Origin of the sequence: Cupriavidus gilardii, from assembly GCF_013347325.1 — a bacterium.
GTDB lineage: Bacteria > Pseudomonadota > Gammaproteobacteria > Burkholderiales > Burkholderiaceae > Cupriavidus > Cupriavidus gilardii.
The window spans coordinates 1447439-1473385 of sequence record NZ_CP054624.1 but is presented as its reverse complement, the minus strand read 5'-3'; the positions used below and the strand labels follow the sequence as shown (position 1 = coordinate 1473385).

22 protein-coding genes are annotated in these 25947 nt (G+C 67.3%); 17 read left to right on the top strand and 5 right to left on the bottom strand.

Annotated elements, in window-relative coordinates; all coding sequences use genetic code 11:
* Positions 1-6 precede the first annotated feature (6 nt).
* The 6 genes from FOB47_RS06735 to FOB47_RS06710 all read left to right on the top strand — a co-directional run bounded on the left by FOB47_RS06735 (position 7) and on the right by FOB47_RS06710 (position 7557).
* Positions 7-1917, top strand: a complete 1911-nt coding sequence (locus FOB47_RS06735) for a dipeptide ABC transporter ATP-binding protein (protein WP_174780370.1) — start codon at positions 7-9, stop codon at positions 1915-1917.
* Positions 1918-2031: 114 nt separating this feature from the next.
* Positions 2032-3588 (top strand): glutathione ABC transporter substrate-binding protein GsiB, encoded by a 1557-nt coding sequence (gene gsiB, locus FOB47_RS06730; RefSeq protein WP_053823760.1) that lies wholly within the window; start codon positions 2032-2034, stop codon positions 3586-3588.
* Positions 3589-3756: 168 nt separating this feature from the next.
* Complete coding sequence (gsiC, locus tag FOB47_RS06725; RefSeq protein WP_006576461.1) at positions 3757-4677, top strand: glutathione ABC transporter permease GsiC; 921 nt, start codon at positions 3757-3759, stop codon at positions 4675-4677.
* Between the two features lie 8 nt (positions 4678-4685).
* On the top strand, positions 4686-5609 hold the full coding sequence (gsiD, locus tag FOB47_RS06720) for a glutathione ABC transporter permease GsiD (protein WP_174780369.1): 924 nt from the start codon (positions 4686-4688) through the stop codon (positions 5607-5609).
* Positions 5610-5624: 15 nt separating this feature from the next.
* Positions 5625-6686, top strand: a complete 1062-nt coding sequence (locus FOB47_RS06715) for a DmpA family aminopeptidase (RefSeq protein ID WP_174780368.1) — start codon at positions 5625-5627, stop codon at positions 6684-6686.
* 40 nt (positions 6687-6726) lie between these two features.
* Positions 6727-7557: a M55 family metallopeptidase gene (locus tag FOB47_RS06710; RefSeq protein ID WP_174780367.1), complete on the top strand. Its 831-nt coding sequence runs from the start codon at positions 6727-6729 to the stop codon at positions 7555-7557.
* A 194-nt stretch (positions 7558-7751) separates the two neighbouring features.
* Here the strand turns inward: FOB47_RS06710 and FOB47_RS06705 are convergent, their stop codons facing one another.
* Entirely contained in the window at positions 7752-9356 is a 1605-nt protein-coding gene (locus FOB47_RS06705; RefSeq protein ID WP_174780366.1) for an alkaline phosphatase D family protein, read from the bottom strand.
* A gap of 168 nt (positions 9357-9524) precedes the next feature.
* On the opposite strand from FOB47_RS06705, the gene FOB47_RS06700 reads away from it, so the two are divergent.
* Complete coding sequence (locus FOB47_RS06700) at positions 9525-9962, top strand: PRC-barrel domain-containing protein (protein ID WP_053824595.1); 438 nt, start codon at positions 9525-9527, stop codon at positions 9960-9962.
* Between the two features lie 232 nt (positions 9963-10194).
* Here FOB47_RS06700 and FOB47_RS06695 read toward each other — a convergent pair whose 3' ends face one another.
* Together FOB47_RS06695 and FOB47_RS06690 are read right to left on the bottom strand one after the other, a co-directional pair.
* Positions 10195-11172, bottom strand: coding sequence for a Bug family tripartite tricarboxylate transporter substrate binding protein (locus tag FOB47_RS06695; protein WP_174780365.1), 978 nt, complete (start codon positions 11170-11172; stop codon positions 10195-10197).
* Positions 11173-11211: 39 nt separating this feature from the next.
* Positions 11212-12366: an acyl-CoA dehydrogenase family protein gene (locus tag FOB47_RS06690; protein WP_053823767.1), complete on the bottom strand. Its 1155-nt coding sequence runs from the start codon at positions 12364-12366 to the stop codon at positions 11212-11214.
* Between the two features lie 229 nt (positions 12367-12595).
* On the opposite strand from FOB47_RS06690, the gene FOB47_RS06685 reads away from it, so the two are divergent.
* From FOB47_RS06685 to pcaD, 7 genes are all read left to right on the top strand, one after another.
* The gene (locus FOB47_RS06685) at positions 12596-13381 is read left to right on the top strand and encodes an IclR family transcriptional regulator (RefSeq protein WP_053823768.1); all 786 of its coding nucleotides are present in this window, start codon (positions 12596-12598) and stop codon (positions 13379-13381) included.
* Positions 13378-14349 carry an IclR family transcriptional regulator gene (locus tag FOB47_RS06680; RefSeq protein WP_315904297.1) on the top strand — a complete coding sequence of 324 codons (972 nt, stop codon included), beginning with the start codon at positions 13378-13380 and terminating at the stop codon, positions 14347-14349. Before FOB47_RS06685 ends, FOB47_RS06680 begins: the two co-directional genes overlap by 4 nt.
* 301 nt (positions 14350-14650) lie before the next feature.
* Positions 14651-15994 carry a short-chain fatty acid transporter gene (locus FOB47_RS06675; protein WP_174780364.1) on the top strand — a complete coding sequence of 448 codons (1344 nt, stop codon included), beginning with the start codon at positions 14651-14653 and terminating at the stop codon, positions 15992-15994.
* A gap of 58 nt (positions 15995-16052) precedes the next feature.
* Positions 16053-16349 (top strand): YciI family protein, encoded by a 297-nt coding sequence (locus FOB47_RS06670; RefSeq protein ID WP_174780363.1) that lies wholly within the window; start codon positions 16053-16055, stop codon positions 16347-16349.
* 78 nt (positions 16350-16427) lie between these two features.
* The gene (locus FOB47_RS06665; RefSeq protein WP_174780362.1) at positions 16428-17483 is read left to right on the top strand and encodes a cyclase family protein; all 1056 of its coding nucleotides are present in this window, start codon (positions 16428-16430) and stop codon (positions 17481-17483) included.
* Between the two features lie 45 nt (positions 17484-17528).
* A complete protein-coding gene (gene catC, locus FOB47_RS06660) occupies positions 17529-17813 on the top strand; it encodes a muconolactone Delta-isomerase (protein ID WP_006576472.1) in 285 nt (94 codons plus the stop codon).
* Positions 17814-17951: 138 nt separating this feature from the next.
* Positions 17952-18734 (top strand): 3-oxoadipate enol-lactonase, encoded by a 783-nt coding sequence (gene pcaD / locus FOB47_RS06655; protein WP_006576473.1) that lies wholly within the window; start codon positions 17952-17954, stop codon positions 18732-18734.
* Between the two features lie 107 nt (positions 18735-18841).
* On the opposite strand, the gene FOB47_RS06650 is transcribed toward pcaD, so the two are convergent.
* Together FOB47_RS06650 and FOB47_RS06645 are read right to left on the bottom strand one after the other, a co-directional pair.
* On the bottom strand, positions 18842-19765 hold the full coding sequence (locus FOB47_RS06650; RefSeq protein ID WP_170265857.1) for a tripartite tricarboxylate transporter substrate binding protein: 924 nt from the start codon (positions 19763-19765) through the stop codon (positions 18842-18844).
* A gap of 158 nt (positions 19766-19923) precedes the next feature.
* A complete protein-coding gene (locus FOB47_RS06645) occupies positions 19924-22104 on the bottom strand; it encodes a DUF6351 family protein (RefSeq protein WP_174780361.1) in 2181 nt (726 codons plus the stop codon).
* Positions 22105-22493: 389 nt separating this feature from the next.
* Between FOB47_RS06645 and tcuA the strand changes: the two genes are divergently transcribed.
* Genes tcuA through FOB47_RS06630 form a run of 3 tightly spaced genes read left to right on the top strand, consistent with a single transcriptional unit; the run spans position 22494 to position 25916 of the window.
* Positions 22494-23936, top strand: coding sequence for an FAD-dependent tricarballylate dehydrogenase TcuA (tcuA, locus tag FOB47_RS06640; protein ID WP_174780360.1), 1443 nt, complete (start codon positions 22494-22496; stop codon positions 23934-23936).
* A complete protein-coding gene (gene tcuB / locus FOB47_RS06635) occupies positions 23923-25095 on the top strand; it encodes a tricarballylate utilization 4Fe-4S protein TcuB (RefSeq protein WP_174780359.1) in 1173 nt (390 codons plus the stop codon). Before tcuA ends, tcuB begins: the two co-directional genes overlap by 14 nt.
* 32 nt (positions 25096-25127) lie before the next feature.
* Entirely contained in the window at positions 25128-25916 is a 789-nt protein-coding gene (locus tag FOB47_RS06630) for a class II aldolase/adducin family protein (RefSeq protein ID WP_174780358.1), read from the top strand.
* Positions 25917-25947: the final 31 nt, after the last annotated feature.

Below are 25947 nucleotides of genomic sequence, written 5' to 3'. Positions count from 1 at the left end.
CACTCCATGGCCACATCGACTTCCGTGTCTACCGCATCCAGCCTGCTGCTGCCGCCGCAGCGCGTCGTCTCCGTCAACGACCTGACGGTGCGCTTTGCCACGTCCGAACGCACCGTCGAAGCCGTGCGCGGCCTGTCCTTCCATATCGACCGCGGCGAGACGCTGGCCGTGGTCGGCGAGTCGGGTTCCGGCAAATCGGTGACCTCGCTGGCGCTGATGCGCCTGGTCGAACATGGCGGCGGACGCCTTGCCAGCGGCAGCATGATGCTGCGCCGGCGCGGCGGCGAGGTGGTCGATCTCGCCAAGGCCGATGGCGGCACGATGCGCGGCATTCGCGGCGCCGATATCGCGATGATCTTCCAGGAGCCGATGACCTCGCTGAACCCGGTGTTCCCGGTCGGCGAGCAGATCGCGGAATCGATCCGGCTGCATCAGAACAAGAGCGGCGCGGCGGCCCGCGCCGAGGCGTTGCGGATGCTGGAGCTGGTGCGCATTCCCGAGGCGCGCCGCGTGCTGGACCGCTACCCGCATCAGCTGTCCGGCGGCATGCGCCAGCGCGTGATGATCGCGATGGCGCTGTCGTGCCGGCCGGCGCTGCTGATCGCCGACGAGCCCACCACCGCGCTGGACGTCACCATCCAGGCCGAGATCCTGCAGCTGATCCGCAACCTGCAGGCGGAAATGCAGATGGGCGTGCTGTTCATCACCCACGACATGGGCGTCGTGGCCGAAATGGCGGACCGCGTGCTGGTGATGTATCGCGGCGAGAAGGTCGAGGAGGGGGACGCGCCGACCGTGTTCGCGCGGCCAGCGCATCCCTACACGCGCGCACTGCTGTCCGCGGTGCCCAAGCTCGGCGCAATGGCTGGCACCGATCTGCCGGCCAAGTTTCCGCTGGTGCGTGTCGAAGGCGGTGAGGGGCAGGCGAGCGCCGATGGCCGCAGCGATACGCCGGCCGCGGCGACGCGTCCGGATGCCTCGGCCCAGCCGATCCTGCGCGTGCGCGACCTGGTGACCCGCTTCGACGTGCCGGGCGGCCTGTTCGGACGGCCGACGCGCCGCGTGCACGCGGTCGAGCGCGTCAGCTTCGATCTGTATCCCGGCGAGACGCTGGCACTGGTCGGCGAGTCGGGTTGCGGCAAATCGACGACGGGCCGCTCGCTGCTGCGTCTGGTCGAAAGCCAGAGCGGCACCATCGAGTTCGCCGGCCAGAACATCGGCGAACTGTCCGGGCCCGCGCTGCAAAGCCTGCGCCGCAATATCCAGTTCATTTTCCAGGACCCGTTCGCCTCGCTCGATCCGCGTGTGCCGGTCGGCTATTCGATCATGGAGCCGCTGCTGGTGCACAAGGTCGCCAGCGGCAAGGAGGCCGAGCAGCGCGTGGCCTGGCTGCTGGACAAGGTCGGCCTGTCGCCGGCCCATGCCGCGCGCTACCCACACGAATTCTCGGGCGGCCAGCGCCAGCGCATCTGCATCGCGCGCGCGCTGGCGCTGAACCCGAAGGTGGTGATCGCCGACGAGTCGGTGTCGGCGCTGGACGTCTCGATCCAGGCGCAGATCGTCAATCTGATGCTGGACCTGCAGCGCGAGATGGGCATCGCCTTCCTGTTCATCTCGCACGATATGGCGGTGGTCGAGCGCATCAGCCATCGGGTCGCGGTGATGTATCTGGGCCAGATCGTCGAGATCGGCCCGCGCCGCGCGATCTTCGAGAACCCGCAGCATCCCTATACGAAGAAGCTGATGTCCGCGGTGCCGGTGGCCGACCCGGCGCGCCGCCATCTGCGGCGCGAGCCGCGGATCGAGGAGCTGCCGAGCCCGATCCGCGCGATCGGCGACGAGCCGGTGGTACAGCCGCTGGTCGCCGTCGCGCCGGACCACTTCGTCGCCCGGCACGCGGTCGGCGGCGCCTATTGATCGCGCGGCTGAACGCGCCGACTGAGTGCACCTGTTGAGTCAACCCGGGCGGCAAGGCCACCAAGAGCCGGTCCAGCCCGATCACCCTGCCAGTCTTACCAAGGAGAATCGACAATGATCCCAGCCAGTTTGTCCCGACGTGGCGCGGCGCGCCTGTTTGCCGGCGGTCTGCTGATGGCCGCGTTCGCGGCCGGACCGGCCTTCGCCGCCAAGGATGCGGTGATGGCCGTGGCCTCGACCTTCACCACGCTCGATCCCTACGATTCGAACGACACGCTGTCGCAGGCGGTATCGAAGACCTTCTACCAGGGCCTGTTCGGCCTGGACAAGGACATGAAGCTCGTCAACGTGCTGGCCGACAGCTATGACGTCAGCAAGGATGGACTGGTCTACACGATCAAGGTCAAGAAGGGCGTCAAGTTCCACGACGGCACCAGCTTCGACGCCACCGCGGTCAAGGCCAACCTGGACCGCGTCACGGACCCGGCCAACAAGCTCAAGCGCTACACACTGTTCAACCGCGTCGCGCGCACCGACGTGGTCGACCCGACGACGGTCAAGATCACGCTGAAGGAGCCGTTCTCGCCGTTCATCAACGTGCTGGCGCACCCGTCGGCGGTGATGATCTCGCCGACCGCGTTGAAGAAATACGGCAAGGACATCGCCTTCCATCCGGTCGGCACCGGTCCCTTCGAATTCGTCGAGTGGAAGCAGCCCGATCACCTGCGCGGCAAGAAGTTCGCCGGCTACTGGAAGAGCGGTCTGCCGAAGATCGACACCATCACCTGGAAGCCGGTGGTCGACAACAACAGCCGCTCGGCAATCATGCAGACCGGCGAGGCCGACTTCGCGTTCAGCATTCCGTTCGAGCAGGCCGCGGTGCTCAAGGCCAGCCCGAAGGTCGACCTGATCGCCGCGCCGTCGATCATCCAGCGCTATCTGTCGCTCAATACGATGGTCAAGCCGTTCAACGACCCCAAGGTGCGCCAGGCGATCAACTACGCGATCAACAAGCAGGCGCTGGCCAAGGTGGCGTTCGCCGGCTATGCGGTGCCGGCCGAGGGCGTGGTGCCGCCGGGCGTCGACTTCGCGGAGAAGCTGGGTCCGTGGCCGTACGATCCAGCCAAGGCGCGTGCGCTGCTGAAGGAGGCCGGCTATCCGAACGGCTTCGAAACCACGCTGTGGTCCGCCTATAACCACACCACCGCGCAGAAGGTGATCCAGTTCGTGCAGCAGCAGCTGCAGCAGGTCGGCATCAAGGCCTCGGTGCAGGCGCTCGAGGCCGGCCAGCGCGTCGAGAAGGTCGAGAGCGTGCCCAAGCCGGAAGACGCCGGCGTGCGCATCTACTACGTCGGCTGGTCGTCGTCGACCGGCGAGTCCGACTGGGCGCTGCGTCCGCTGCTGGCATCCGAATCGATGCCGCCGAAGCTGCTGAACACGGCGTACTACAAGAACGAGCAGGTCGATGCCGATATCGCCGGCGCGCTGCGCACCACCGACCGCAACGAGAAGGCGCGGCTGTACAAGGACGCGCAGCAGCGCATCTGGAAGGACGCGCCGTGGGCCTTCCTGGTGACCGAGCAGGTGCTGTATGCCCGCAGCAAGCGGCTGAGCGGCGCCTACGTGATGCCCGACGGCTCGTTCGAGTTCGAGAACATCGATATCAAGTAAGCGTCGCGCCCGCGGTCGTCAGCGTTCCGTCGAGGTGTACGTCGTCCCCGCGCAGGCGGGGACCCAGCGGCTTGCAACATGCAGGGGTGCATTGAAGCCGCTGGGCCCCCGCTTTCGCGCAGGGCGACAGGATGGAAGCCGGCGAAAAGCCGCGGGTCTGGAGTCGTCATGTTGAATTACTTTCTGAAGCGCGTGCTGGGCGTGGTGCCGACGATGCTGATCGTCGCGGTGCTGGTCTTCCTGTTCGTGCATCTGCTGCCCGGCGATCCGGCGCGGCTTGCCGCCGGGCCCGAGGCCGATGCCGCGACCGTCGAACTGGTGCGCAAGGATCTGGGTCTGGACAAGCCGCTGCACGAGCAGTTCGTCACCTTCTTCGGCAATGCGCTGCAAGGGGAATTCGGGACCTCGTTGCGCACCAAGCGTCCGGTCAGCGAGGAGATCGGCGACCGCTTCTTCCCGACGCTGTGGCTGACCGTCGCCTCGATGCTGTGGGCCGTGGTGTTCGGCATGCTGATCGGCATCGGCTCCGCCGTCTGGCGCAATCGCTGGCCCGACCGCATCGGCATGACGCTGGCGGTGTCGGGCATCTCGTTCCCGGCCTTCGCGCTCGGCATGCTGCTGATGGAGATCTTCTCGGTCCAGCTCGGCTGGCTGCCGTCGATCGGGGCCGAAAGCTGGAAGCACTACATCCTGCCGTCGCTGACGCTTGGCGCGGCGGTGGCCGCGGTGATGGCGCGCTTCACGCGGGCCTCGTTCGTCGAGGTGCTGCAGGAAGACTACGTGCGCACGGCACGCGCCAAGGGCGTGCGCGAGTCGCTGGTGGTCGCCAAGCACTGCCTGCGCAACGCGATGATCCCGGTCGTCACGATGATGGGGCTGCAATTCGGCTTTCTGCTGGGCGGCTCGATCGTCGTCGAGAAGGTGTTCAACTGGCCCGGTCTCGGCCGGCTGCTGGTCGACGCCGTCGAGATGCGGGACTACCCGGTGATCCAGGCCGAGGTGCTGCTGTTCTCGCTGGAATTCATCCTGATCAATCTGGTGGTGGATCTGCTGTACACGGTGATCAATCCCACCATCCGCTACAAGTGAGGCCGTCCATGACCGAGCTATCGACCGTGGCCAACGAGGCCGCCTCGGCGGGCGTGAAGGGCGCGGCGGCGCAGGCCGAGCCCGTCCGCACGCCGTGGAGCGAGTTCTGGCGCAAGTTCCGCCGCCAGCATCTGGCGCTGGCCGCCGGCGTGTTCGTGATCCTGCTGGTGATCGTCGCCGTGCTGTCGCCGCAGCTGGTGCCCTACGATCCCGAGAACTACTTCGACTATGACGCGCTGAACGCCGGGCCGTCGGCGGCGCACTGGTTCGGCGTCGATTCGCTGGGCCGGGACATCTTCAGCCGCATCCTGGCCGGCACGCGGATCTCGCTGGCGGCGGGCTTCTTCTCCGTGATCGTCGGCGCCATCGTCGGCACGCTGCTGGGCTTGCTGGCGGGCTACTACGAGGGCTGGTGGGACCGGATCGTGATGCGGATCTCCGACGTGCTGTTCGCATTCCCGGGCATCCTGCTGGCGATCGGCATCGTCGCGATCCTGGGCAACGGCATGGTCAACGTGATCGTCGCGGTGGCGATCTTCAGCATCCCGGCGTTCGCGCGGCTGGTGCGCGGCAACACGCTGATGCTCAAGCGCCTGACCTATATCGAGGCCGCGCGCAGCATCGGCGCGTCCGACTGGACCATCCTGATGCGGCATATCCTGCCGGGCACGATCTCGTCGATCGTCGTCTATTTCTCGATGCGGATCGGTACCTCGATCATCACCGCGGCCAGTCTCTCCTTCCTCGGCCTGGGCGCGCAGCCGCCGACGCCCGAGTGGGGCGCAATGCTGAACGAAGCCCGCGCCGACATGGTCACCGCTCCGCATGTGGCGATCTTCCCCAGCCTGGCGATCTTCCTGACGGTGCTCGCGTTCAACCTGCTCGGCGACGGGCTGCGCGACGCGCTGGACCCGAAGATCGATCGCCGCTGACGGAGGACTGTCGCGATGCCGCACGAATCGTCCGCGGCGCCAGGCGCGCCGCCGCATATCGGCGAACTGCCGGCCGGCGCGCGCAATGCGATCACCGATGTGCCGGGCGTGCGCGTCGGCCATTGCACGCTGGCCGACGGCGCGGTGCAGACCGGCGTCACCGTGCTGTTGCCGAACGCCGGCGATCCGTATCTGGACAAGGTGCCGGCCGCGGCCGCGGTACTCAACGGCTTCGGCAAGAGCATCGGCCTGGTGCAGGTCGACGAACTGGGCGTGCTGGAGACGCCGATCGCGCTGACCAATACCTTTGCTGTCGGCGCGGTGGCGCAGGCGCAGATCCGGCAGGCGATCGCCGCGCACGCCGAGATCGGCCGCGCCTGGCCCACCGTCAATCCGCTCGTGTTCGAATGCAATGACGGCTATCTGAACGACATCCAGGCAATGGCCGTCGGCGAAACGCACTATCTGCAGGCCTGCGCCGCGGCCGGCGTCGAGGTGGCGCAGGGCGCGGTCGGGGCCGGCCGCGGCATGTCGGCGTTCGGCGTCAAGGGCGGCATCGGCACGGCGTCGCGTATTGCGGGCGCTTATCGCGTGGGCGCGCTGGTGCTGGCCAACTACGGCACGCCTTCCATGCTGACGGTGGCCGGCAACCGAATCGGTCCGGCATTGGTGCAACGGCTTGCCGCACTCGCGGCGGCCGACGCCGGGCCGGAGAAGGGCTCGATCATCATGATCGTCGCCACCGATGCGCCGCTCGATTCCCGCCAGCTGGGGCGTCTGGCACGGCGCGCCGGAGCGGGGCTGGCACGCACCGGCTCGGTCTACGGCCATGGCTCCGGCGATATCGCGCTGGCCTTCAGCACCGCCTACACCGTGCCGCACGACGCCGCCGCGCCGATGCCCGCCGTCGCGATGGTCCACGAGACCGCGCTGGATCCGCTGTTCCATGCCGCGGCCGACAGCGTCGAGCAGGCCATCGTGCATGCGCTGTGGCATGCCGAGACCGTCAGCGGCCGCGATGGCCATTGCCGCCGCGGCCTGCTGGCGCTGATGCCGGAACTGAATACTGCCGACTGAACCGCGTGCGCCGACCATGCGTTGGGCACGCGCCAATCCCATGAAGATCCTGATTTCCACCGATATCGAGGGCGTCGCCGGCGTCTTCCATCCCGAGCAGACGCGTCCGGGCAATGGCGAGTACGAGCGCGCGCGCGCCTGGATGACGCGCGAGGCCGACGCCGCGGCGCGCGGCGCCTTCGCTGCCGGGGCCGAGGCCTTCTGGGTCAACGACTCGCACGGCGGCTTCCGCAACCTGCTGCCGGACCTGCTGGACCCGCGCGTGCGCTTGGTACTCGGCAAGCCGCGTTACGCCGGCATGATGAGCGGCATCGAGCAGGGCTGCGACGGCGTGCTGATGATCGGCTATCACGGTCGCGCGCAAGGGCGCGGCATCCTGGCGCATACGATCAACAGCGGTGCGTTCGCCGGCGTCAGCCTCAACGGCATCGAACTCGGCGAAGCGGGACTATATGCCGCGCTCGCTGGCGAGGCCGGTGTGCCGGTGCTGATGGCGAGCGGCGACGATGTGTTCGTCGAGGAGACGTCGGCGCTGATGCCGTGGGTTCGCTTTGTCGCCACCAAACGTGCGCAGGGGCAGGGCAGTGGTGATTCGATGACGCCGGCCGCCGCCTGCGAGGCGATCGGCGCGGCGGCGCAAGCCGCGGTGCGCGCGCTGCGGACCGAGCCGGCGGCGGTTCGGCCGTTCACCATCGCGGGCCCGGTGAACTGCCGATTGCGGACGCTGACGCCCGCGCATGCCGACCTGTTCTGCCAATGGCCCACGCTGCAGCGGCTCGACGGCGTCACGCTGAGCTTCGATGCGGCCAGCGTGACCGACGCCGTGCGCATGCTCAATTGCCTGTCGGCGATGTCGTTCATGCTGCGTTAGCGGCGAACCGCCGTATACGCGTATCGCAAGCGTCGGTTTTCTCTCCCTCTCGCGCAAGCGGAAGGGGGAGGGAGAGGGCAATCAACGGTCGTCATGCGGCCAACGCTTGAAAAAACACCTCTCTCTCCCCATGAGGGAGGCGGGGAGCACCGCCGGCAACAATCAGTGTCGGCGGTCCGCCAGCGCCCGCAGCCTCAACCTACCGGCAGCGTCTTGCTGAACACGCTGACCCCGTCCAGATCGCGCAGATCCACCGTCAGCGCCTTCGTCGACGGATCGATATTGACCTCGCCGAAGAACTGAAAGCCCGAGTAGGGGGACAGGTTGGCCTGGCCGGCAGGCGGCGCCTTCTGGAACACCAGTTGAGGGCCGAAGGTGGCGTCGAGCTGATTTGGCCCGAAGGTGCCGGCGTTCAGCGGCCCGGCGACGAATTCCCAGAACGGGGAGAAGTCGGTGAACTGGGCCTTCGACGGGTCGTAGTAGTGCGCGGCGCAATAATGCACGTCGGCCGTCAGCCAGACCACATTGGGCACGCCCTTGATCGCGCGCAGCAGTCGCGCCGTTTCCAGCTCGCGGCCCAGCGCGGCGCCGTCGTTGCCATTGGCGATCGCCTCCCAGCGGGCGTTGCCGGCCGCGTCCTTGCCGTCCGGCACCCACAGGCCGATCGGCATGTCGGCGGCGATGATCTTCCAGGTGGCCTGCGACTGCTTCACACCATTGACCAGCCATTCGAGCTGCTCGTTGCCGAGGAACACCGTGTCGCCGTTCTCGACGGTCTGCAGGTTGGCCGTATTGCCGCCGCGATACGTGCGCATGTCCAGCACGAACACGTCGAGCAGCGGGCCGTACGAGACCTTGCGATAGAGCGTCTGCTCCGCCGCGGTGCTGCCGATCCGCATCGGCGCATATTCGCGGAATGCCTGCGTGGCGCGGGCGACCAGCGTGGCGATGTTCTTCTCGGTGTAGCGCGCGTCCGCGCTCAGATCCTTGGTCGGCGACCAGTTGTTGGTGACCTCGTGGTCGTCCCATTGCCAGATCTGCGGCACCTCGGCCGAGAAGCGCCGCACGTTCTCGTCCATCAGGTTGTAGCGATAGCGGCCGCGGTATTCGTCCAGCGTCTCGGCGACCTTGGCGACCTCGGGCGTCACCACGTTCTTCCAGATCCGGCCGTTTTCCGCGGTGGTTTCCGCCAGGATCGGGCCGTCGGCGTAGATGGTGTCGCCGCTGTGCAGGAAGAAGTCCGGCTCGCGGCGGCGCATCGCTTCGAAGATCCTCATGCCGCCGAATTCGGTGTTGATGCCCCAGCCCTGGCCGGCGACGTCGCCGCCCCAGACGAAGCGCACCGGGCGGTTGGCGTCGGTACGCGGAACCGTGCGGAACTGGCCCGGCACGGCCACGCCGGTCGCGCGCGGATTGTCGATGCTGTCATAGGCGACGCGCAGGAAGATCGATTCGCCGGCCGGCAGGCCGGTCAGCTCCACGCGGCCAGTGAAATCGGAGGCGGCGCTGACCGTCGGGCCCAGCACCTTGCGCGGATTGCGGAAGCTGTCGGTGGTGTCGTACTCCACGCGCAGTTGCGCGGGCCGGTCGGCGCGCGCCCAGACCACCGCACGTCCGCCGCCCACATCGCCGATCTGGATGCCGTACGGCAGCCTGGGCCGCTCGCTGTCGGGCACGATGACCGCCGGCGCCTCGGGCGAGTCGTCGGAGCCGCAGGCGGTCAGGCCAAGGCTGGTGCCGAGGCCGAGCGCGCCGGTGTGGATCAGGAAACGTCGACGGGGGTAGGGGGATCGGGTCATGTCCTGCCTCTTGCCTTTCGGGTGTGGGGAAGGGAAAGGCAGGACCTTAGCCGGCGATTGCGAAAGAATGATGAAAGCCGGCGCCCCGTCGTGACAGGCGGATCAAGGCGGGATGGCATGGTCGTTGCGAAACACCGGTTTCCGCTTACCACCATCAAGGAGACGGCGATGAATCCCTCGCAACCCGGCACGAATCAGGGCGGTGCCAGCATCGTAGGATCGGGCGTCGGCGAAGGCCCCGGCCCGGAAGTGATGGCGGCATCCAGCCTCGAGGACACCAATGTCTATTCGTCCGACGGCGAGCATGTCGGCGAGATCAGCGAAATCATGCTCGATGTGCCGCGCGGCCGCATTGCCTATGCCGTGCTGAAAACCGGCGGCTTTCTGGGCATCGGCGACACGCTGCACGCAATCCCGTGGAATGCGCTGGTCATGGATACCGACCAGAAATGCTTCCGCCTCGGCATCACGGCCGATCGGATCAAATCGGCGCCCGGCTTCAACAAGGACCAATGGCCGCGCATGGCGGACCCGCAGTGGGGTACGCAGCTGCACCAGTACTACGAGCGCGAGCCGTACTGGCTGTCCGGCGGCGGCACGCTGTGAGTCAGGCGGCGCGCACCGCGTGCGGTCGATGCCACCGATGCGGGCGCGTCGTTCTTACAGCGGCATGTAATTCCGCAATGGCCGATGGGGCCGCAGGCGCAACGCTCCGCGCGGTTGGCGGTCCCCGCCGGATGACGGTCTGGCCGCGCAACGCGGCCAGTTGCCTGGCATCACAGGGCGGCCGGCGTCATGCATATTCGGTGCTTGTCAGCGATGTTGCCGTCAATCGGCATCAATCGAGCCGTGTGCCGGTCGCCTTGACTTGCGCGGCCCACCAGGCCGTCTCGCTGCGGATCTGCGCCGCGAACGCCTCGGGGCTGTTGCCGACCGGTTCCGCGCCGAGTTCGATCACGCGCTTGCGCATTTCCGGCGTGGCGAGGATGCGGGCGCAGGCCTCGTGCAGCTTCGCGATGACGGGCTTGGGCGTGCCGGCCGGCGCCATCAGACCCTTCCATGCGGTGACCAGATAGCCCTTGACGCCGGCCTCGTCGAACGTCGGCACATCGGGCAGCGCGGCGGCGCGCTTGTCGCTGGCGACCGCGATCGGCCGCAGCTTGCCGCCTTGCACCTGGGCCAGCAGCGCCGGCATGTTGTCGATCATCAGGTCGATATGGCCGGCCATCAGGTCGGCGACCGCCGGGCCGCTGCCCTTGTACGGCACGTGCTGCATCTTCAGTCCGGCGGTGCGGTTCAGCAGTTCGCCGCCAAGATGCGCGACGGTGCCGTTGCCCGGCGAGCCGAACGACAGCTTGCCCGGATCGCTGCGCGCATAGGCCAGGAACTCGGACAGGTTGCGCACGGGCAACTGCGCCTTCACCGCCATCAGGTTGTGCTCGCGCGCCAGCACCGTGATCGGAGCGAGATCGCGCGCCGGATCGAACGGCATCTTGCTGTACAGGCTCGGATTGATCACCGTCGGTCCGGCGGCGGCCAGCAGCAGCGTGTGGCCATCCGGCGCCGCGCGGGCGACGCTCTCGCCGGCGATATTGCCGCCGGCACCGGGCTTGTTCTCGACCACCACCACCTGGCCCAGTTCGCTCTTCAGGCGATCGGCGAGCAGGCGCGCCAGGATATCGGACGAACCGCCCGGTGCGAACGGCACCACCAGCCGGATCGGCTTGCTGGGGTAGGGCGCTTCGGCGCGGGCGGCGCCGACGAGCGTGGCGGCGCCGACCGCCAGCGCCATCGTGGCGACAAGGGTCTTGAACATGGTGTCTCCTGTTGTGTTTTATCGGCTGCGGCGCGAAGGTCAGGCGCCGGCCTGCGCCAGCGTGCGCTTGGCGATATTGAGCTGGTGGATCTGGCTGGTGCCCTCGTACAGGCGGAACAGCCGCACGTCGCGATAGAAGCGTTCGATGCCGTAGTCGGCGATATAGCCGTAGCCGCCGAACATCTGCACGCAGCGGTCGGCAACGCGCCCGCACATCTCCGAGGCGAAGTACTTGCAGATCGACGCCTGCATCGTCACGTCCTCGCCGCGGTCGCGCTGGCGCGCAGTCTCGAGCACCAGCGCGCGGGCCGCGTGGATCTCGGTCTGGCAGTCGGCGATCATCGCCTGCACCAGCTGGAAGCTCGACAAGGGTTCGCCGAACTGCTTGCGCGTGCTGACGAAGCGGATCGCATCGTCGAGCATGCGGATGGCCGGGCCGATGCACAGCGCCGACAGATGAATGCGCTGCTTGTTGAGCACCTTCATCGCCGTACGGAAGCCCTGTCCTTCGACACCGCCGATCAGATTGGCGGCTGGCACGCGGCAATTCTCGAAATGCACCTCGGACACCGGCGAGCCTTCCTGGCCCATCTTGCGGTAGGCCGGCCCGGTGCTCAGGCCAGGCGTGTCGCGCTCGACCAGGAAGGCCGAGATGCCGGAGGCGCCGGTGGTATCGGGATCGGTGCGCGCCATCACCGTGAACAGGCCCGCGATCGGCGCATTCGTGATGAAGCATTTGGTGCCGTTGATCACATAGTGGTCGCCCTCGCGGCGCGCCGACGTGGTCAGCGCTGTCGCGTCCGACCCGGCCTCGGGCTCGGTCAGCGCGAACGAGCCGGTGATCTCGCCGCTGGCCAGGCGCGGCAGATAGCGCTGCTTCTGCTCGGGCGTGCCGTCGGCGACCAGCGCTTCCGAGCCGATGCCGGTATTGGTACCGACACGCGCGCGGAAGGCCACCGAGCATTGCGACAGTTCGATCGCGGCCAGCACCAGCTCCTCGGTCGTCATGCCGGCGCCGCCATAGGCCTCCGGAATCGAAAAGCCGAACAGCCCGATGTCGGCCATCTCTTCGACCAGGTCGGCCGGCACTTCGTCGCGCGATGCCACCTCGGCCTCGCGCGGCACCAGGCGCTGCTGCACGAAGCGGCGCAGTTGCGCCAGGAATGCGGGATAGGTGTCGGGGTCTCGGATCATCGCTACGGCTTCCTGTTTCGGTTGGCGGTGGACCGCGGGACATGCCCGTGGATCGGCATCGGATGGAGAGGCAGCGTAGCAATGGCGGGCGAAATAGTGGATCGTTGTTTCGCTATCTTGAACAAGCAGGCGCCGTGACGGCGGCCGGGCGCGTTATGATCGAGGCCAGCGAGGCGATGCGCGCGGCGTGCCGCCTCTGGCTTTCATGCATCTCGAACCGCCGCCTCCAATGGCCTCTCGCCCCCATCATCCCGATCCAGCGTTTGCCACTACGCTCGCGCACGGGCTGTCGCTGCTGCAGTGCTTCGGCATTGGCGACAGCGTGCTCAGCAACAAGGAACTGGCCGAGCGCACCGGCCTGTCGCCGGCGACGGTCAGCCGGCTGACCTACACGCTGGCCGCACGCGGCCTGCTGCGCTATGACGCGCAACTGCGCCGCTACCGGCTCGGATCGACCACGCTGGCACTGGGCTACCCGCTGCTGGCCACGCTTCGCGTCCGCCAATTGGCGCGGCCGCTGATGAAGCAGCTGGCCGACGAGATCGATGGATCCGTGTCGCTGGGCCTGCGCGACCGCACGCAGATGGTCTATGTCGAGACGAGCCGCGGCCACGATGCGCTGGCGTTTCGGCCGGATATCGGTGCGACGCTGCCGATGCTGCTCACGGCGATCGGCCGGGCCTGGCTGTGCCATGTATCGCCGCACGAGAGCGGACCGGTACTGACGGCATTGCGCAAGGCCGACCCGGCGCAGTTCCGGCGTCAGGCGCCTTCGCTCGAACACGCACGGCAGGAGATCGCCGAGTTCGGTTTCTGCACCTCGCGCGGCGAATGGCAGAGCGATATTCACGCGGTGGCGGCGCCGCTGCCGACGCGTATCGATGGCGAGGTCATGGTGTTCAACTGCGGCGTGCTGGGCGGGCGGATGACGCCGCGCAAGCTCGAGCGGCAGATGGGGCCGCGCTTGCTGAAGATGGTGGGCAAGGTCGAGGCCGCATTGAGGAAGAGCAGATGACGCGCTCCGATACGCGCTCCGATACGCGCTCCGATACGCGCTCCGATACGCGCTCCGATACACGCGCCGATACACGCGCCGATACACGCGCCGATACACGCGCCGATACACGCGCCGGCTTGCTGCCCGGTTCACGTCCCGGTTCGCGCCCTGGTTCCCGGGCCAGCACCGCCCAGTCTCGGCCGCGTTCGAGCGAGCCGGCCGACAAGGACCGGCAGTTCGCCACGACGCTGGCCAACGGCATCGACATCCTGCTGGCCTTCGACAGCGGCGATGCGATGCTCGGCAATCGCGATTTCGCCGAGCGTACCGGGCTGTCGAAGACGACCGTGGCCCGCTTGACGCATACGCTGACGGCGCTGGGCTATCTGCGCCACGACACCGTGCTGCGCAAATACCGGCTCGGTGCGGCAGTGCTGTCGATGGGTTATCCGCTGCTGGCCAGCATGCATCTGCGTCAGCTGGCGCGGCCAATGATCAAGGCGCTGGCCGACCGGCTGTGCGGCGCCGTGTCGCTCGGTATCCGCGATCGCACGCAGATGATCTATGTCGAGACCGCCCGCTCGACCGACAGCCTGGTCGTGACGCCCGAGATCGGCGCGGCGCTGCCGATGCTGACGACCGCCATCGGCCGCGCGTGGCTGTGCCGCGCCCCGGCGCACGAACGCGATGCGGTGCTGAACCAGCTGCGGCTGCAGGACCCGGAAGCCTTCGCGAGCCTGCAGCCACGGCTGGCGCAGGCGCGCCGCGACCTCGAGGGGCAAGGCTACTGCACCAACCGCGCCGAATGGCGGCCCGAGGTCTACGGCTTCGCGGTGCCGATGTGCCAGCCGGTCGGCTCGCAGCTGTTCGTGCTGAACTGCGGCGTGCCGGTCGGGCAGGGCAGCTTCGCGGCGATCGAGAAGCAGGCCGGGCCGCAGTTGCGGGCGTTGATGCTCGATATCGAACGAATGCTGGGGTTGCGATAGGCCGCAACGAATTCCGTTTCGTGGTCGGGCCTGCTGCAGCGCGGCAAGCGTGGGCTTTCAAATAGGCATGGCCGGGGCGCCGGTCACCGCGTTTTTATTCTGCATCGCAGCAATGACGCAGCGGATTCTGTGACGGCCCCGTTATTGCGGAATCCGATTCAATAAGCCCATTCATTGACTTGACCTTGCGCAAACACGCCTCTACGATCGCCTCCCTATAGCCAATGTGTTCGTATGTAGAACGTTAGTTCGAAATGCGGCAATTCGAGATGCCATTGGGCATGTTTTTGGGAGACAGATCTTGAGCAAGGTCGCCGGGTTCTTTACCGAACTGATGCGCCGGTATTTGCCGGACCCCTTCGTTTTCGCCATCGGACTGACGCTGCTCAGCATGGCGATGGCCATGCTGGTGCAAGGACAGGCCGCGCCGGCGGTGATCCTCGAATGGGGCAAGGGCTTCTGGAACCTGCTGGCGTTCACCACGCAGATGGCGGTGATCCTGGCGATGGGCTACGTGCTGGCCACGGCGCCGCTGGTCGACCGTTTTCTCGATCGCATCGTCGAACGCGTGGCCACGCCGCGCGGCGCGGTGATCGTCGCCACGCTGGTCGGCGGCATCGGCAGCTACCTGAACTGGGGCTTCGGGCTGGTGATCGGCGGCATCGTCGCGCGCAAGCTCGCGTTGAAGGTCAAGGGCGTCCACTATCCGCTGATCATCGCGGCGGCGTACAGCGGCTTCACGCTGTACGGCCTCGGCCTGTCGGCCAGCATTCCGGTGCTGATCTCCACGCCGGGCCATCCGATGGAAAAGCTGATGGGCGTGATCGCGCTGAAGGACACGATCTTCTCGACGCCGATGCTGCTGACCAGCCTGGCGGTGATCATCACGCTGCCGCTGCTCAACGCGATGCTGCACCCGCGCGACCCCAAGGACATTACCGAAATCAACGTCGAAGCCGAAACGCGCGGGGAGCAGGGCGGCGCAGCCGGCGGCCACAGCATGGGGCTGGAGAACACGCTGGCCACGCGGATGAACAACAGCCGGCTGCTGAGCCTGGTGATCGGTGTCTGCGGGCTGGCGTATGCGGGGCTGTATTTCACGCAGGGCGGCACGCTGGACCTGAATCTGATCAACTTCCTGATCCTGTTCATCGGCGTGCTGCTGCTCGGCACGCCGGCCAACTACGTGGCCAAGCTGAACGAGGGCATCAAGACGATTTCGGGCATCATCCTGCAGTATCCGTTCTATGCCGGCATCATGGCGGTGATGGCCGGATCGGGCCTGGTCGACACGATCTCGCGCGTGTTCGTCGATATCGCGACGCCGCAGACGCTGCCGTTCTGGGGCCTGGTCAGCTCGTTCTTCATCAACTTCTTCGCGCCGTCGGGCGGCGGGCACTGGGTCATCCAGGGTCCGTTCATGATCGATGCGGCCAAGGCCATCGGCAGTTCGGTGGCGCAGACCTCGATGTCGGTGATGCTGGGCAACGCCTGGAACGACCTGGTGCAGCCGTTCTGGATTCTGCCGGCGCTCGCGCTGTCGAAGCTGAAGCTGAAGGACGTGATGGGCTACACCGTGATCATGATGTTCTGGGTCGGCCTGATCTACATCGCCGCCATGCTGGCGTGGGGCGCGCAGATCTGACGATCCCGGGCTCGGCCATCGGCCACCGCGCTTTCGCCACGACAACACAGGAGACACCATGCCGTACATCATCGAGACGTTCGACAAGCCCGACCACCAGCACGTGCGCAAGGCCCAGCGGCCGGCGCATCTGGATTTTCTCGAAGCCAACAGGTCGCTGCTGCTCGCCTGCGGTGCCAAGCTGAACGACGATGGCAGCGATGCGGGCGGCGGTGTCTATATCGTCGATGTGGATACCCGCGAGGCCGCGCAGGCGCTGATCGAAGCCGATCCCTTCCATCAGGCGGGCCTGTTTGCCGAGGTGCGGATCACGCGCTGGCGCAAGGCCTATCTCGACGGCGTCTGCTGTCTCTGACATCCTGATCGATCGGACCGCGCGGGCCGGCGCATCGGCGCTGGCACCGCGGCGCGTCCGTGCCGGAGGCTATCCCCGATGCGATGGAAACAACGACCGGAAGGCTCCAACTGGGGCGATTTCGGCTCGGACGACCAGCTCGGCCGTCTGAATCTGATCACCGCGGACAAGGTCCGCGCCGCCGCGCAGGAGATTCGCAGCGGCCGCACGTTCTGCCTGTCGCTGCCCCTCGATCTGCCGGGCGGCAATGCGCTGAACGTGCGCCGGCATCCGCCGGTGCTGCGGCCCACCTATCGCGACGACATTCCCTACGTCAATTTCCCGCTGGCCAAGGTCGACGCCAATGCGCTCGACGTGCTCAGCGACGACCAGGTGCTGCTGTCCCTGCAGTATTCGACGCAATGGGATTCGCTGGCCCATGTCGGCGCGCTGTTCGATGCCGACGGCGACGGCGTGGCCGAACGCGTCTACTACAACGGCTTCCGGCCCAACGCCGAGATCGTCGGACCGGTGGACTATGCCGAGGCCGACCATTTCGCCGCGCATCCGTGCGGACATGACCACAGCCACGCCGACGCGCTCGGCATCGAGACACTGGCCGTACATGGTGTGCAGGGCCGCGGCGTGCTGGTCGATCTGGCCGAGCACTTCGGCCGCGAGTTCCGCACCGTCGGCTACGACGACCTGATGCGCGTGATGGACGCCGATCGGGTCGCCGTCGAGACCGGCGACATCCTGGTGCTGCGCACCGGCTTCGCCGAGATGGTGCTGGAGATGGGCGGCAGGCCCGATGCGCATGCGCTGCATCACAGCTGCTGCGCGCTCGACGGCCGCGACGAGCGGCTGCTGCAATGGATCACCGAGACTGGCATCGCCGCGCTGGCCGCCGACAACTACGCGGTCGAACGCTTCCCGGCACGGCCGCCGGAGCCGGGGCAGCGGGCGGTGCCGATGCTGCCGCTGCATCATCACTGCCTGTTCAAGCTCGGCCTGCCGCTGGGCGAGCTGTGGTATCTGCGCGAGCTTGCCGCCTGCCTGCGCGCCGAGCGGCGCTCGCGCTTTTTCCTGACTGCGCCGCCGTTGCGCCTGCCCGGCGCGATGGGCTCGCCCGTGACGCCGATCGCCACGGTATGACCTCGCTTACCCCATTCACCGTACTGCCACAACAAGGAGATCGCCATGCTGTTCATGGTTGAAATGACCGTCCGCATTCCCCAATCTGCCGACCCGCAAGCCGTCGAAAAGCTCAAGGCCGACGAGAAGGCGCTGTCGCAACAGCTGCAGCGCGAAGGCAAGTGGCGCCACCTGTGGCGCGTGGTGGGCCAGTACGCCAACGTCAGCATCTTCGACGTCAAGGACAACGACGAGCTGCACACGCTGCTGACCTCGCTGCCGCTGTATCCGTTCATGGAGATGAAGGTCACGCCGCTGGCGCAGCACGGTTCCGCGATCGCGCAGAACTGATGCCTGTGCCGCTCCGCGCGGCGCATGCCGCGCCGCGCGGGGCATCGATCGATGCTCGTCCCGAGTACTGCCGAGCACTACCCGGTACCGGCGAGGATCGCTGAGTACCGCCGTCAACCGCTGAGAACCGCTTCCGCCATGCCCTTCGCCGACCTTTCCGACGTCCGCCTCCACTACCAGCTCGATGGCGACCCGAGCCTGCCGGTGCTCGTGCTGTCCAATTCGCTGGGCACCAACTTCGATATGTGGCAGCCGCAGATCGCGGCCTTCACGCAGCATTTCCGCGTGCTGCGCTACGACACGCGCGGCCACGGCCGCTCGTCGGTGCCTGCCGGCCCCTATACGGTCGCCCAGCTCGGTGGCGACGTGATCGCGCTGCTCGATGCGCTGCGCATCGAGCGCGCGCATTTCTGTGGGCTGTCGATGGGGGGCATCACGGGCATGTGGCTGGGCCTGAACCACGCGAAGCGGCTCGGCAAGCTGGTGCTGTGCAATACCGCGGCCTACATCGGCCCGCCGGAGAACTGGACCAACCGCGCCGCGGCGGTCGAGCGCGATGGCGTGGGATCGATCGCGGCCGCGGTCGTCGACCGGTGGCTGACCCCGGACTTCGCCGCCGCGCATCCGGAGCTGGTGCAGCAATTGCGCGCCATGCTGAGCGCGACGGACGCGGCGGGCTATGCCGCCAATTGCCGCGCGATCCGCGACAACGACCTGCGCGCCGAGATCCATCGGATCGCGGTGCCGACGCTGGTGATCGCCGGCTCCGGCGATATTCCGACGCCGCCGGCCGATGGCCGCTATATGGCCGAGACGATTCCGGGCGCGTCCTATGTCGAACTGGAGGCGGCCCACCTGTCGAATCTGCAGCAGGTGGAGCGCTTCACGCAGGCGGTCGTCGATTTTCTGACCGCGGCCTGAGCGTAACGGGGGTACGGCGCCGACGGTTCACCGTCGTCCCCGCGAAGGCGGGGACTCGGTGGCCTCAGCGGCCGCCGGCGCCGCGTTCGTAGTGGCGACAGGCAGGCTCAGTCGACCTTCGCGCCGGAACGCTTGACCACCGTCGACCATTTGCGGATCTCGCTGTCGACAAACCGCGCGGTCTGCTCCGGCGACATCGGCATCGGCTCCGAGCCGCGGTCGACGATGAACTTCTGCAGCTCCGGCGATTGCAGCGCCTTCACCGTTTCCGCATTGAGCTGCGACACGATGGCCGGCGGCGTGCCGGCCGGCGCCATCAGCACCGCCCAACCCAGTGCCTCGAAGTCGGGCACGCCTTGCTCCTGCACGGTCGGCACGTTCGGCAGCTGCGGCACGCGCTTGCCCGCGGTCACGGCCAGCGGCACGGCCTTCTTCGACTGGATCAGCGGCAAGGCCGCGGTGATCGAGTCGACCATCACCGGAATCTGGTTGCCGAGGAAGTCCGCCTGCGCGGGGCCGCTGCCCTTGTACGGGATATGGACCATGAAGATGCCGGCGCGCGCCTTCAGCATCTCGGCGGACAGATGCTGCGTGCCGCCGATGCCGGCGCTCGCGTAGCTGAGCTTGCCCGGCGCCGCCTTGGCCTTGCCGACCAGATCGCGCAGCGACGTGATGCCCGACGCGGGCGTCGACAGGAACACCAGCGGCACCGAGAACACGCCAGAAATCGCCTGGAAATCGCGGCGCGGATCGTAGCCGATCGACGCGTACAGCGTCTGGTTGATTGCCATCGCGCTGCCGGCCATCACCAGCGTATAGCCGTCGGGCGCGGCGCGAGCAGCCAATTCCATGCCGATATTGCTGCCGGCGCCCGCACGGTTTTCCACCACCACCGACTGCCCAAGCTGCTTGCCGAGCCGCTCGCCGAGCGCCCGCGCAAAGATGTCGGTCGCCTGACCGGGCGGAAAGGGCACGATCAGCTTGATCGGGCGTTCAGGGTAGGCGGCGTGTGCCGCGGCGGCGGTCGCCATCAAGGCAATCGCCGCCAGGCACGTGATGCGTGGCTTCAAGGTTGTCTCCTTCCAACAGTGTCGAGTTGTGGCACGGGATGCCAGGTGCCGACGATAGCACCCCGTGCCTCATTTCACCATCGAAAGGACCCACAAGAGCCACAAGCCGTCCGCCAGCCCTACGACTTCGTCATATCGAACACCAGATTTACCGGCGACGGGCCGAACGATCCGTTCGGCACCACGCCCGTCTGGTTGACGCCAGGCTTGGTCCAGTCGCAGACGCCGGTCGGGAAGATCGCGCGCAGACGGTTCAGCTGGTCGGGCGTGAACGGCACGCTGTAGTCGGCGGGATTGACCGGCTTCAACGCGCATTTCATCACGTCGGCCGAGACCGGGCCGCCGGCGGCGATGCGGGGCGCGGTCCACGATGGGAACAGCGAATTGCAGGTCGTGTCCGGCGTGCTGCTCAAGGTCTGCGGCTCGGCGACGAAATCGGTCTGGGACCGCCAGCAGCCGTCGACTGCGTTCTGGGGCTTGTGAGCGACCACCCGTTGCTTCTGCGAGGCCGGCGACTTGTCGTCCTTGTAGGCCGCGACCCAGCGGATGAAGGTGTCCCACGCGTTATCGGCCGGCACCGGGTTGCCGCGCCACATCACGTGGTTGGCGGTATCGCCGTTGGCCTTCAGCATCCGTTCGCGCTGCGCGAAATGGAACCACTGGTAGTGGTAGGCCGTGTCCTCGTTATAGGTCCCGGTCACGTCGAACACGGGAATCGTGGCCAGGCCGCCGTTGCCGCCCAGTTGCAGGCCGGATTGCTGTGCGCGCAGGATCGCGCCGAGATCGCCGAGCGAGCGGGCCGGAACGTAGTTCGCATCCTGGTCGTAGCCGCCCACCTTCTCGTTCAGGTCGAGGAACTGATCGACGGTGATCGCGCCGCCGTTCAGCGCCGCCAGCCCGTATTGCACGCCGACATTGTCGAACGGACGCAGCGCGAAGCCGGTGGCCTTGTCGATGCCGTAGATATTCCTGGCGGCGTCGTAGACGGTCGGGCGCGCACCGGTCGGGTTATTGACCGGGTGATAGCGCAGCTCCTGCGGCACGGCGGGATTGAAGACGCCCGAGTTGTAGCCGGGGAAGTCCTGCCGTGCCGGCACCGGATCGGTACGTCCGGCCTGATTGGCGGCATCCTCGAAGGCCTTGCGGCTCTTGTAGCCGGTGACCGCGGCGATCTGCGCATCCGTCAGCGCGTTCGGATTGCCCATCAGGTAATGCGTGATCAGGTGACCATCCGAGCCCGACAGCGCGATCGACAGCGGGTCGGGGAAGGTACAGGCGATCAGCACGCCGTCGAACAGGCCGGGAATGCGGTCGGCGGGCTGCGAGCTGCCGTAGGACCCACCCGAGCAGCCGGCGCTGACGGTAAAGACCGGCACGCCGAAGGTCTCGATCACGGCCTCCTTGGACATCATCGCCGCCTCGCTGGCCAGCACCGCGTTGCAGTTGTTCGAGGCGTGCTGCAGCGTATTGGCGAACGTGGCGTAGCCCTCGCCGAGCCGCCTGACATTGAGCAGCGTGAAGTCGAAGCCGGCCACCGAAATATTGCCCTGCGCCGCGCCCTGGATGTACCAGCCGCCCGGACAGCCGAAGCCCTCGACCGCGATCAGCCGCTTGTTCCACGCCTTCGGCGGTTTCAGCGGGGTGGGGGCCGGCTCCCTGGTGGGATCGTGCAGCACCGCGTTCTGATAGATGCCGCGATTGACCGTGCCGGTTTCCACGCGCACGACGAAGGGCACGGTCTGGCCATCCAGCGTGGTCGTGCTGGCGACATCGGCGGGCAGCGACGTCGTGCTCGGCATCGGCACCAGCGCGCCGCCGGTGTTCTTCTGGTAGAGGTAATGCACGCGCGTGGCGACGCTGCAATTGGCATCGAGCGGCGGACCGAGGCGCGAGCCGTCCGGCAGCACGAAGCTTTCGGTCTGGCAGATGAACGGCGTTTGCCACGGCCCCGAAATCACCGGCCCGGTGATCGGGTAGTTGGTCATCTTCAGCGTGGCCGTTTCGCGGCCGATCTTGGCCGTCAGCGTATTGTCGCCATCGCGCAGACCGGTCACGACGGCCTGCAGGTGGCGAAGGTCGTCCAGCAGCGGACGGAATTCCCGTGTGATGTCGTTGCCGTTGAGCTCGATCCGCAGCGGGCGGCGGTCCAGCTTGATCTGGCGCGGCACGGTGATATCGATCAACGCGTTGCCGCCGGTCACGTGGTCGGGGGAGGAGGAAAGCAGCTGGATGGTCGGTGCCGCTTCGGGGCCGTCGTCATCGTCGTGGCCGCCGCCGCATGCCGTCAGGGCCGCAAGCATGGCGCATGCGAGCGCCATCCTGGGCCATCGCCGTAGGATGTTCATGTCGTCGACTCCTCTTTCATGGTGAGTCGTGGAGGGTTGCAAGCCGCTCGGGGCTTGCGCCGACATGCATGCGTACGACGAGCTTAGTGTCCGGTCCCGCCAAATACAATGTCGAGGAAAGCTGACCAACAGCGGATATCCGGGACGGTACATGGCGCTCCCGCACCCCCGAGCCCGGATGCGAGACGGCCGGCAGTGCCTTGCGGCCGCACCCTTCACGAATCGTGAAGCCCCCATTCCGTCCGGCGCCTTAGCAGGGCCGCAAGGTATCGGTACAGTCGCGTCAAACATCGACAAGACCGAACCGTGCCTTTCTTCCCCATGCCCTCGTTCGAGGACGCCGCATGATCGACGTCCTGGTCATTGGCGGCGGCAACGCCGCCCTGTGCGCCGCGCTGATGGCGCGCGAAGCCGGCGCCTCCGTGCTGCTGCTCGAGGCCGCGCCGCGCGAATGGCGTGGCGGCAATTCGCAGCACACGCGCAATCTGCGCTGCATGCACGACGCACCGCAGGACGTGCTCGTCGACGCCTATCCCGAAGAGGAGTACTGGCAGGACCTGCTGAAGGTGACCGGCGGCATCACCGACGAGCACCTGGCCCGCCTGGTGATCCGCGCGTCGTCGAACTGCCGCGACTGGATGCGCCGCCATGGCGTCCGCTTCCAGCCGCCGCTGTCGGGCGCGCTGCATGTCGCGCGCACCAATGCCTTCTTCATGGGCGGCGGCAAGGCGCTGGTCAATGCCTACTACCGCAGCGCGGAGAGGCTCGGCGTGCAGATCCGCTACGAGGCGCCGGTCGACGCGATCGAGCTCGATGGCGACCGCTTCGTTGCCGCTCGCATTGGCAGCGAGCGCATCGAGGCGCGCGCCTGCGTGCTCGCGGCCGGCGGCTTCGAATCGAACCGCGAGTGGCTGCGCGAGGCCTGGGGCCAGAACGAGCGGGGCGAATGGCCCGCCGACAATTTCCTGATCCGCGGCACGCGCTTCAATCAGGGCGTGCTGCTCAAGTACATGATCGACGCCGGCGCGGACGCCATCGGCGACCCGTCGCAATCGCACTGCGTGGCGATCGACGCGCGGGCGCCGCTGTACGACGGCGGCATCTGCACGCGCATCGACTGCGTGTCGCTGGGCGTGGTGCTCAACGCCAACGCCGAGCGCTTCTACGACGAAGGCGAGGACTTCTGGCCCAAGCGCTATGCGATCTGGGGCCGCCTGGTGGCGCAGCAGCCCGGGCAGATCGGCTACTCGATCATCGACGCGAAGGCGATCGGGCGCTTCATGCCGCCGGTCTTTCCCGGCGTCACGGCCCGCACGCTGCCGGAGCTGGCGCGCAAGCTTGGGCTCGACGAGGCGACCTTCATGCGCACCGTCGGCGACTACAACGCGGCCTGCCGCGTCGGCACCTTCGACCATACGGTGCTCGACGACTGCCATACCGAGGGCCTGACGCCAGCGAAAACGCATTGGGCCCGCCCGATCGACACGCCGCCGTTCTACGGCTATGCGCTGCGGCCGGGCATCACGTTTACCTATCTCGGCCTGAAGGTCGACGACAAGGCCGCGGTGCACTTCGGCGGCAAGCCGAGCGCCAATCTGTTCGTGGCCGGCGAAATGATGGCCGGCAACGTGCTCGGCAAGGGCTATACCGCCGGCGTCGGCATGTCGATCGGCACCGCGTTCGGCCGCATCGCCGGCACGCAGGCCGCGCAGGCCGCCGCCGCGCAACGGGGCGCCGCCGCGCCGGTTCGTACCGAATCTCTGGAACAGCAACATGCAACATCTTGAAGCGCTGACGCGCGAGGCGGCGGCGTTGGCGCAGGCCGCGCTGCCGCTGACCGCCGACGAACACGAAGTCGCGCGAACGCTGCAGATCTGCAATGCCTGCCGCTATTGCGAGGGCTTCTGCGCGGTGTTCCCGGCGATGACCCGCCGGCTGGAATTCGGCAAGGCCGACATCCACTATCTGTCGAACCTGTGCCACAACTGCGGCGCCTGCTTCCATGCGTGCCAGTACGCGCCGCCGCACGAGTTCGCGGTCAATATTCCGCAGGCGATGGCCAAGGTCCGTGTGCAGACCTATGGCGACTACGCGTTTCCGGCCGCGCTGGGCGGCTTGTATCGCCGCGCCGGGCTGGCCACGTCATTGGCGCTGGCCGCGGGCCTCGCGCTGTTCCTGCTGATGGCGGTGGCGATGGGCGGCGGCCTGTGGCACGCGCCGATGGCAGGCAATTTCTACGCGATCTTCCCGCACAACCTGCTCGCGGCGATGTTCGGCCTCGTCTTCCTGTTCGCAATCCTCGCGCTCGGCGTGGGCGTGACGCGGTTCTGGCGGCAGGTCTCACCGGGCACGCGGCCGGGAGAATCACGCGCCGCGGCTGCCACCGGCGCCGCCGGCGACGCGCTGCGCCTGCGCTATCTCGACGGCGGCCATGGCGAGGGCTGCAACAACGAGGACGACGCCTTCACGCTGGCGCGCCGGCGCTTCCACCATTTCACCTTCTACGGCTTCATGCTGTGCTTTGCGGCGACGACGGTGGCGACCTTCTACCACTATGCGCTGGGCCTGCATGCGCCGTATGCGTATACCAGCCTGCCGGTGGTGCTCGGCACGCTGGGCGGCATCGGCCTGCTGATCGGCCCGGTCGGACTGCTGTGGTTGAATCTGCGCCGCGATCCGCGCACTGGCGATCCGGACCAGCGTCCGATGGACCGCGGCTTCATCGCGCTGCTGTTCCTGACCAGCGCAAGCGGCCTGGCGTTGCTGGCCTGGCGCGATACCGGCGCGATGGCGGCGCTGCTGGCGGTCCATCTGGGCATCGTGATGGCGCTGTTCCTGACGCTGCCGTATGGCAAGTTCGCGCACGGCATCTATCGCAGCGCCGCGCTGCTGAAATGGCATATCGAAAAACGCCGGCCCAGCGATCTGGCCCTGGGGTCGGACTGATTCCGGCGAACGAACACAAGGAGAGAGAGATCATGACCAAACCTGGCGTGTTGAACATCCCGTCGATGCGCGACCGTTGCAGCGAAGCCGAATGGCAGGCCCGCGTCGATCTGGCGGCCTGCTACCGGCTGGTGGAGCTCTACGGCATGGCCGACATGATGGCCAACCATATCTCGGTGCGCGTGCCCGACGAGGAGAACGCCTTCCTGATCAACGCCTACGGCATGATGTACGAGGAGATCACGGCATCGAGCCTGATCAAGGTCGATCACGACGGCAACATCCTGTCCAGGCCCGATTTCGGCGCGTTGAACTACGGCATCAACAAGGCGGGGTATGTGATTCACAGCGCCGTGCACGAGGCGCGTCCCGAAGTCGCCTGCGTGATCCACACCCACAGCTGGGCGTCGATGGCGGTATCGGCGCTGGAATGCGGGCTGCTGCCGATCACGCAGACCGCGATGCGCTTCCTGAAGATCGGCTACCACGACTACCAGGGCGTGGTGCTCGATACCGCCGAGCAGGCCTCGCTGATCGAGGACCTGGGCAACAGCGAGGCGCTGATCCTGCGCAATCACGGCGCGCTGACCGTCGGCAATACCGTCGGCGAGGCCTTCAACTGGATGCACCGGCTCGAACTGGCCTGCCGCGCGCAGATCGGTGCGATGTCGTGCAACACGCCGCTGCGGCAAGTCGGTCAGGACGTGCTCGAGGCCACCTGGAACAACTATCAACCCGGCACGCGGCGCCCCTATGGCGTGATGGAGTGGCCGGCGCTGCTGCGCAAGCTCAACCGGATCGATCCGAGCTACCGCGACTGAGCGCGGCGCACCCCACAAGAACAACTTCGCA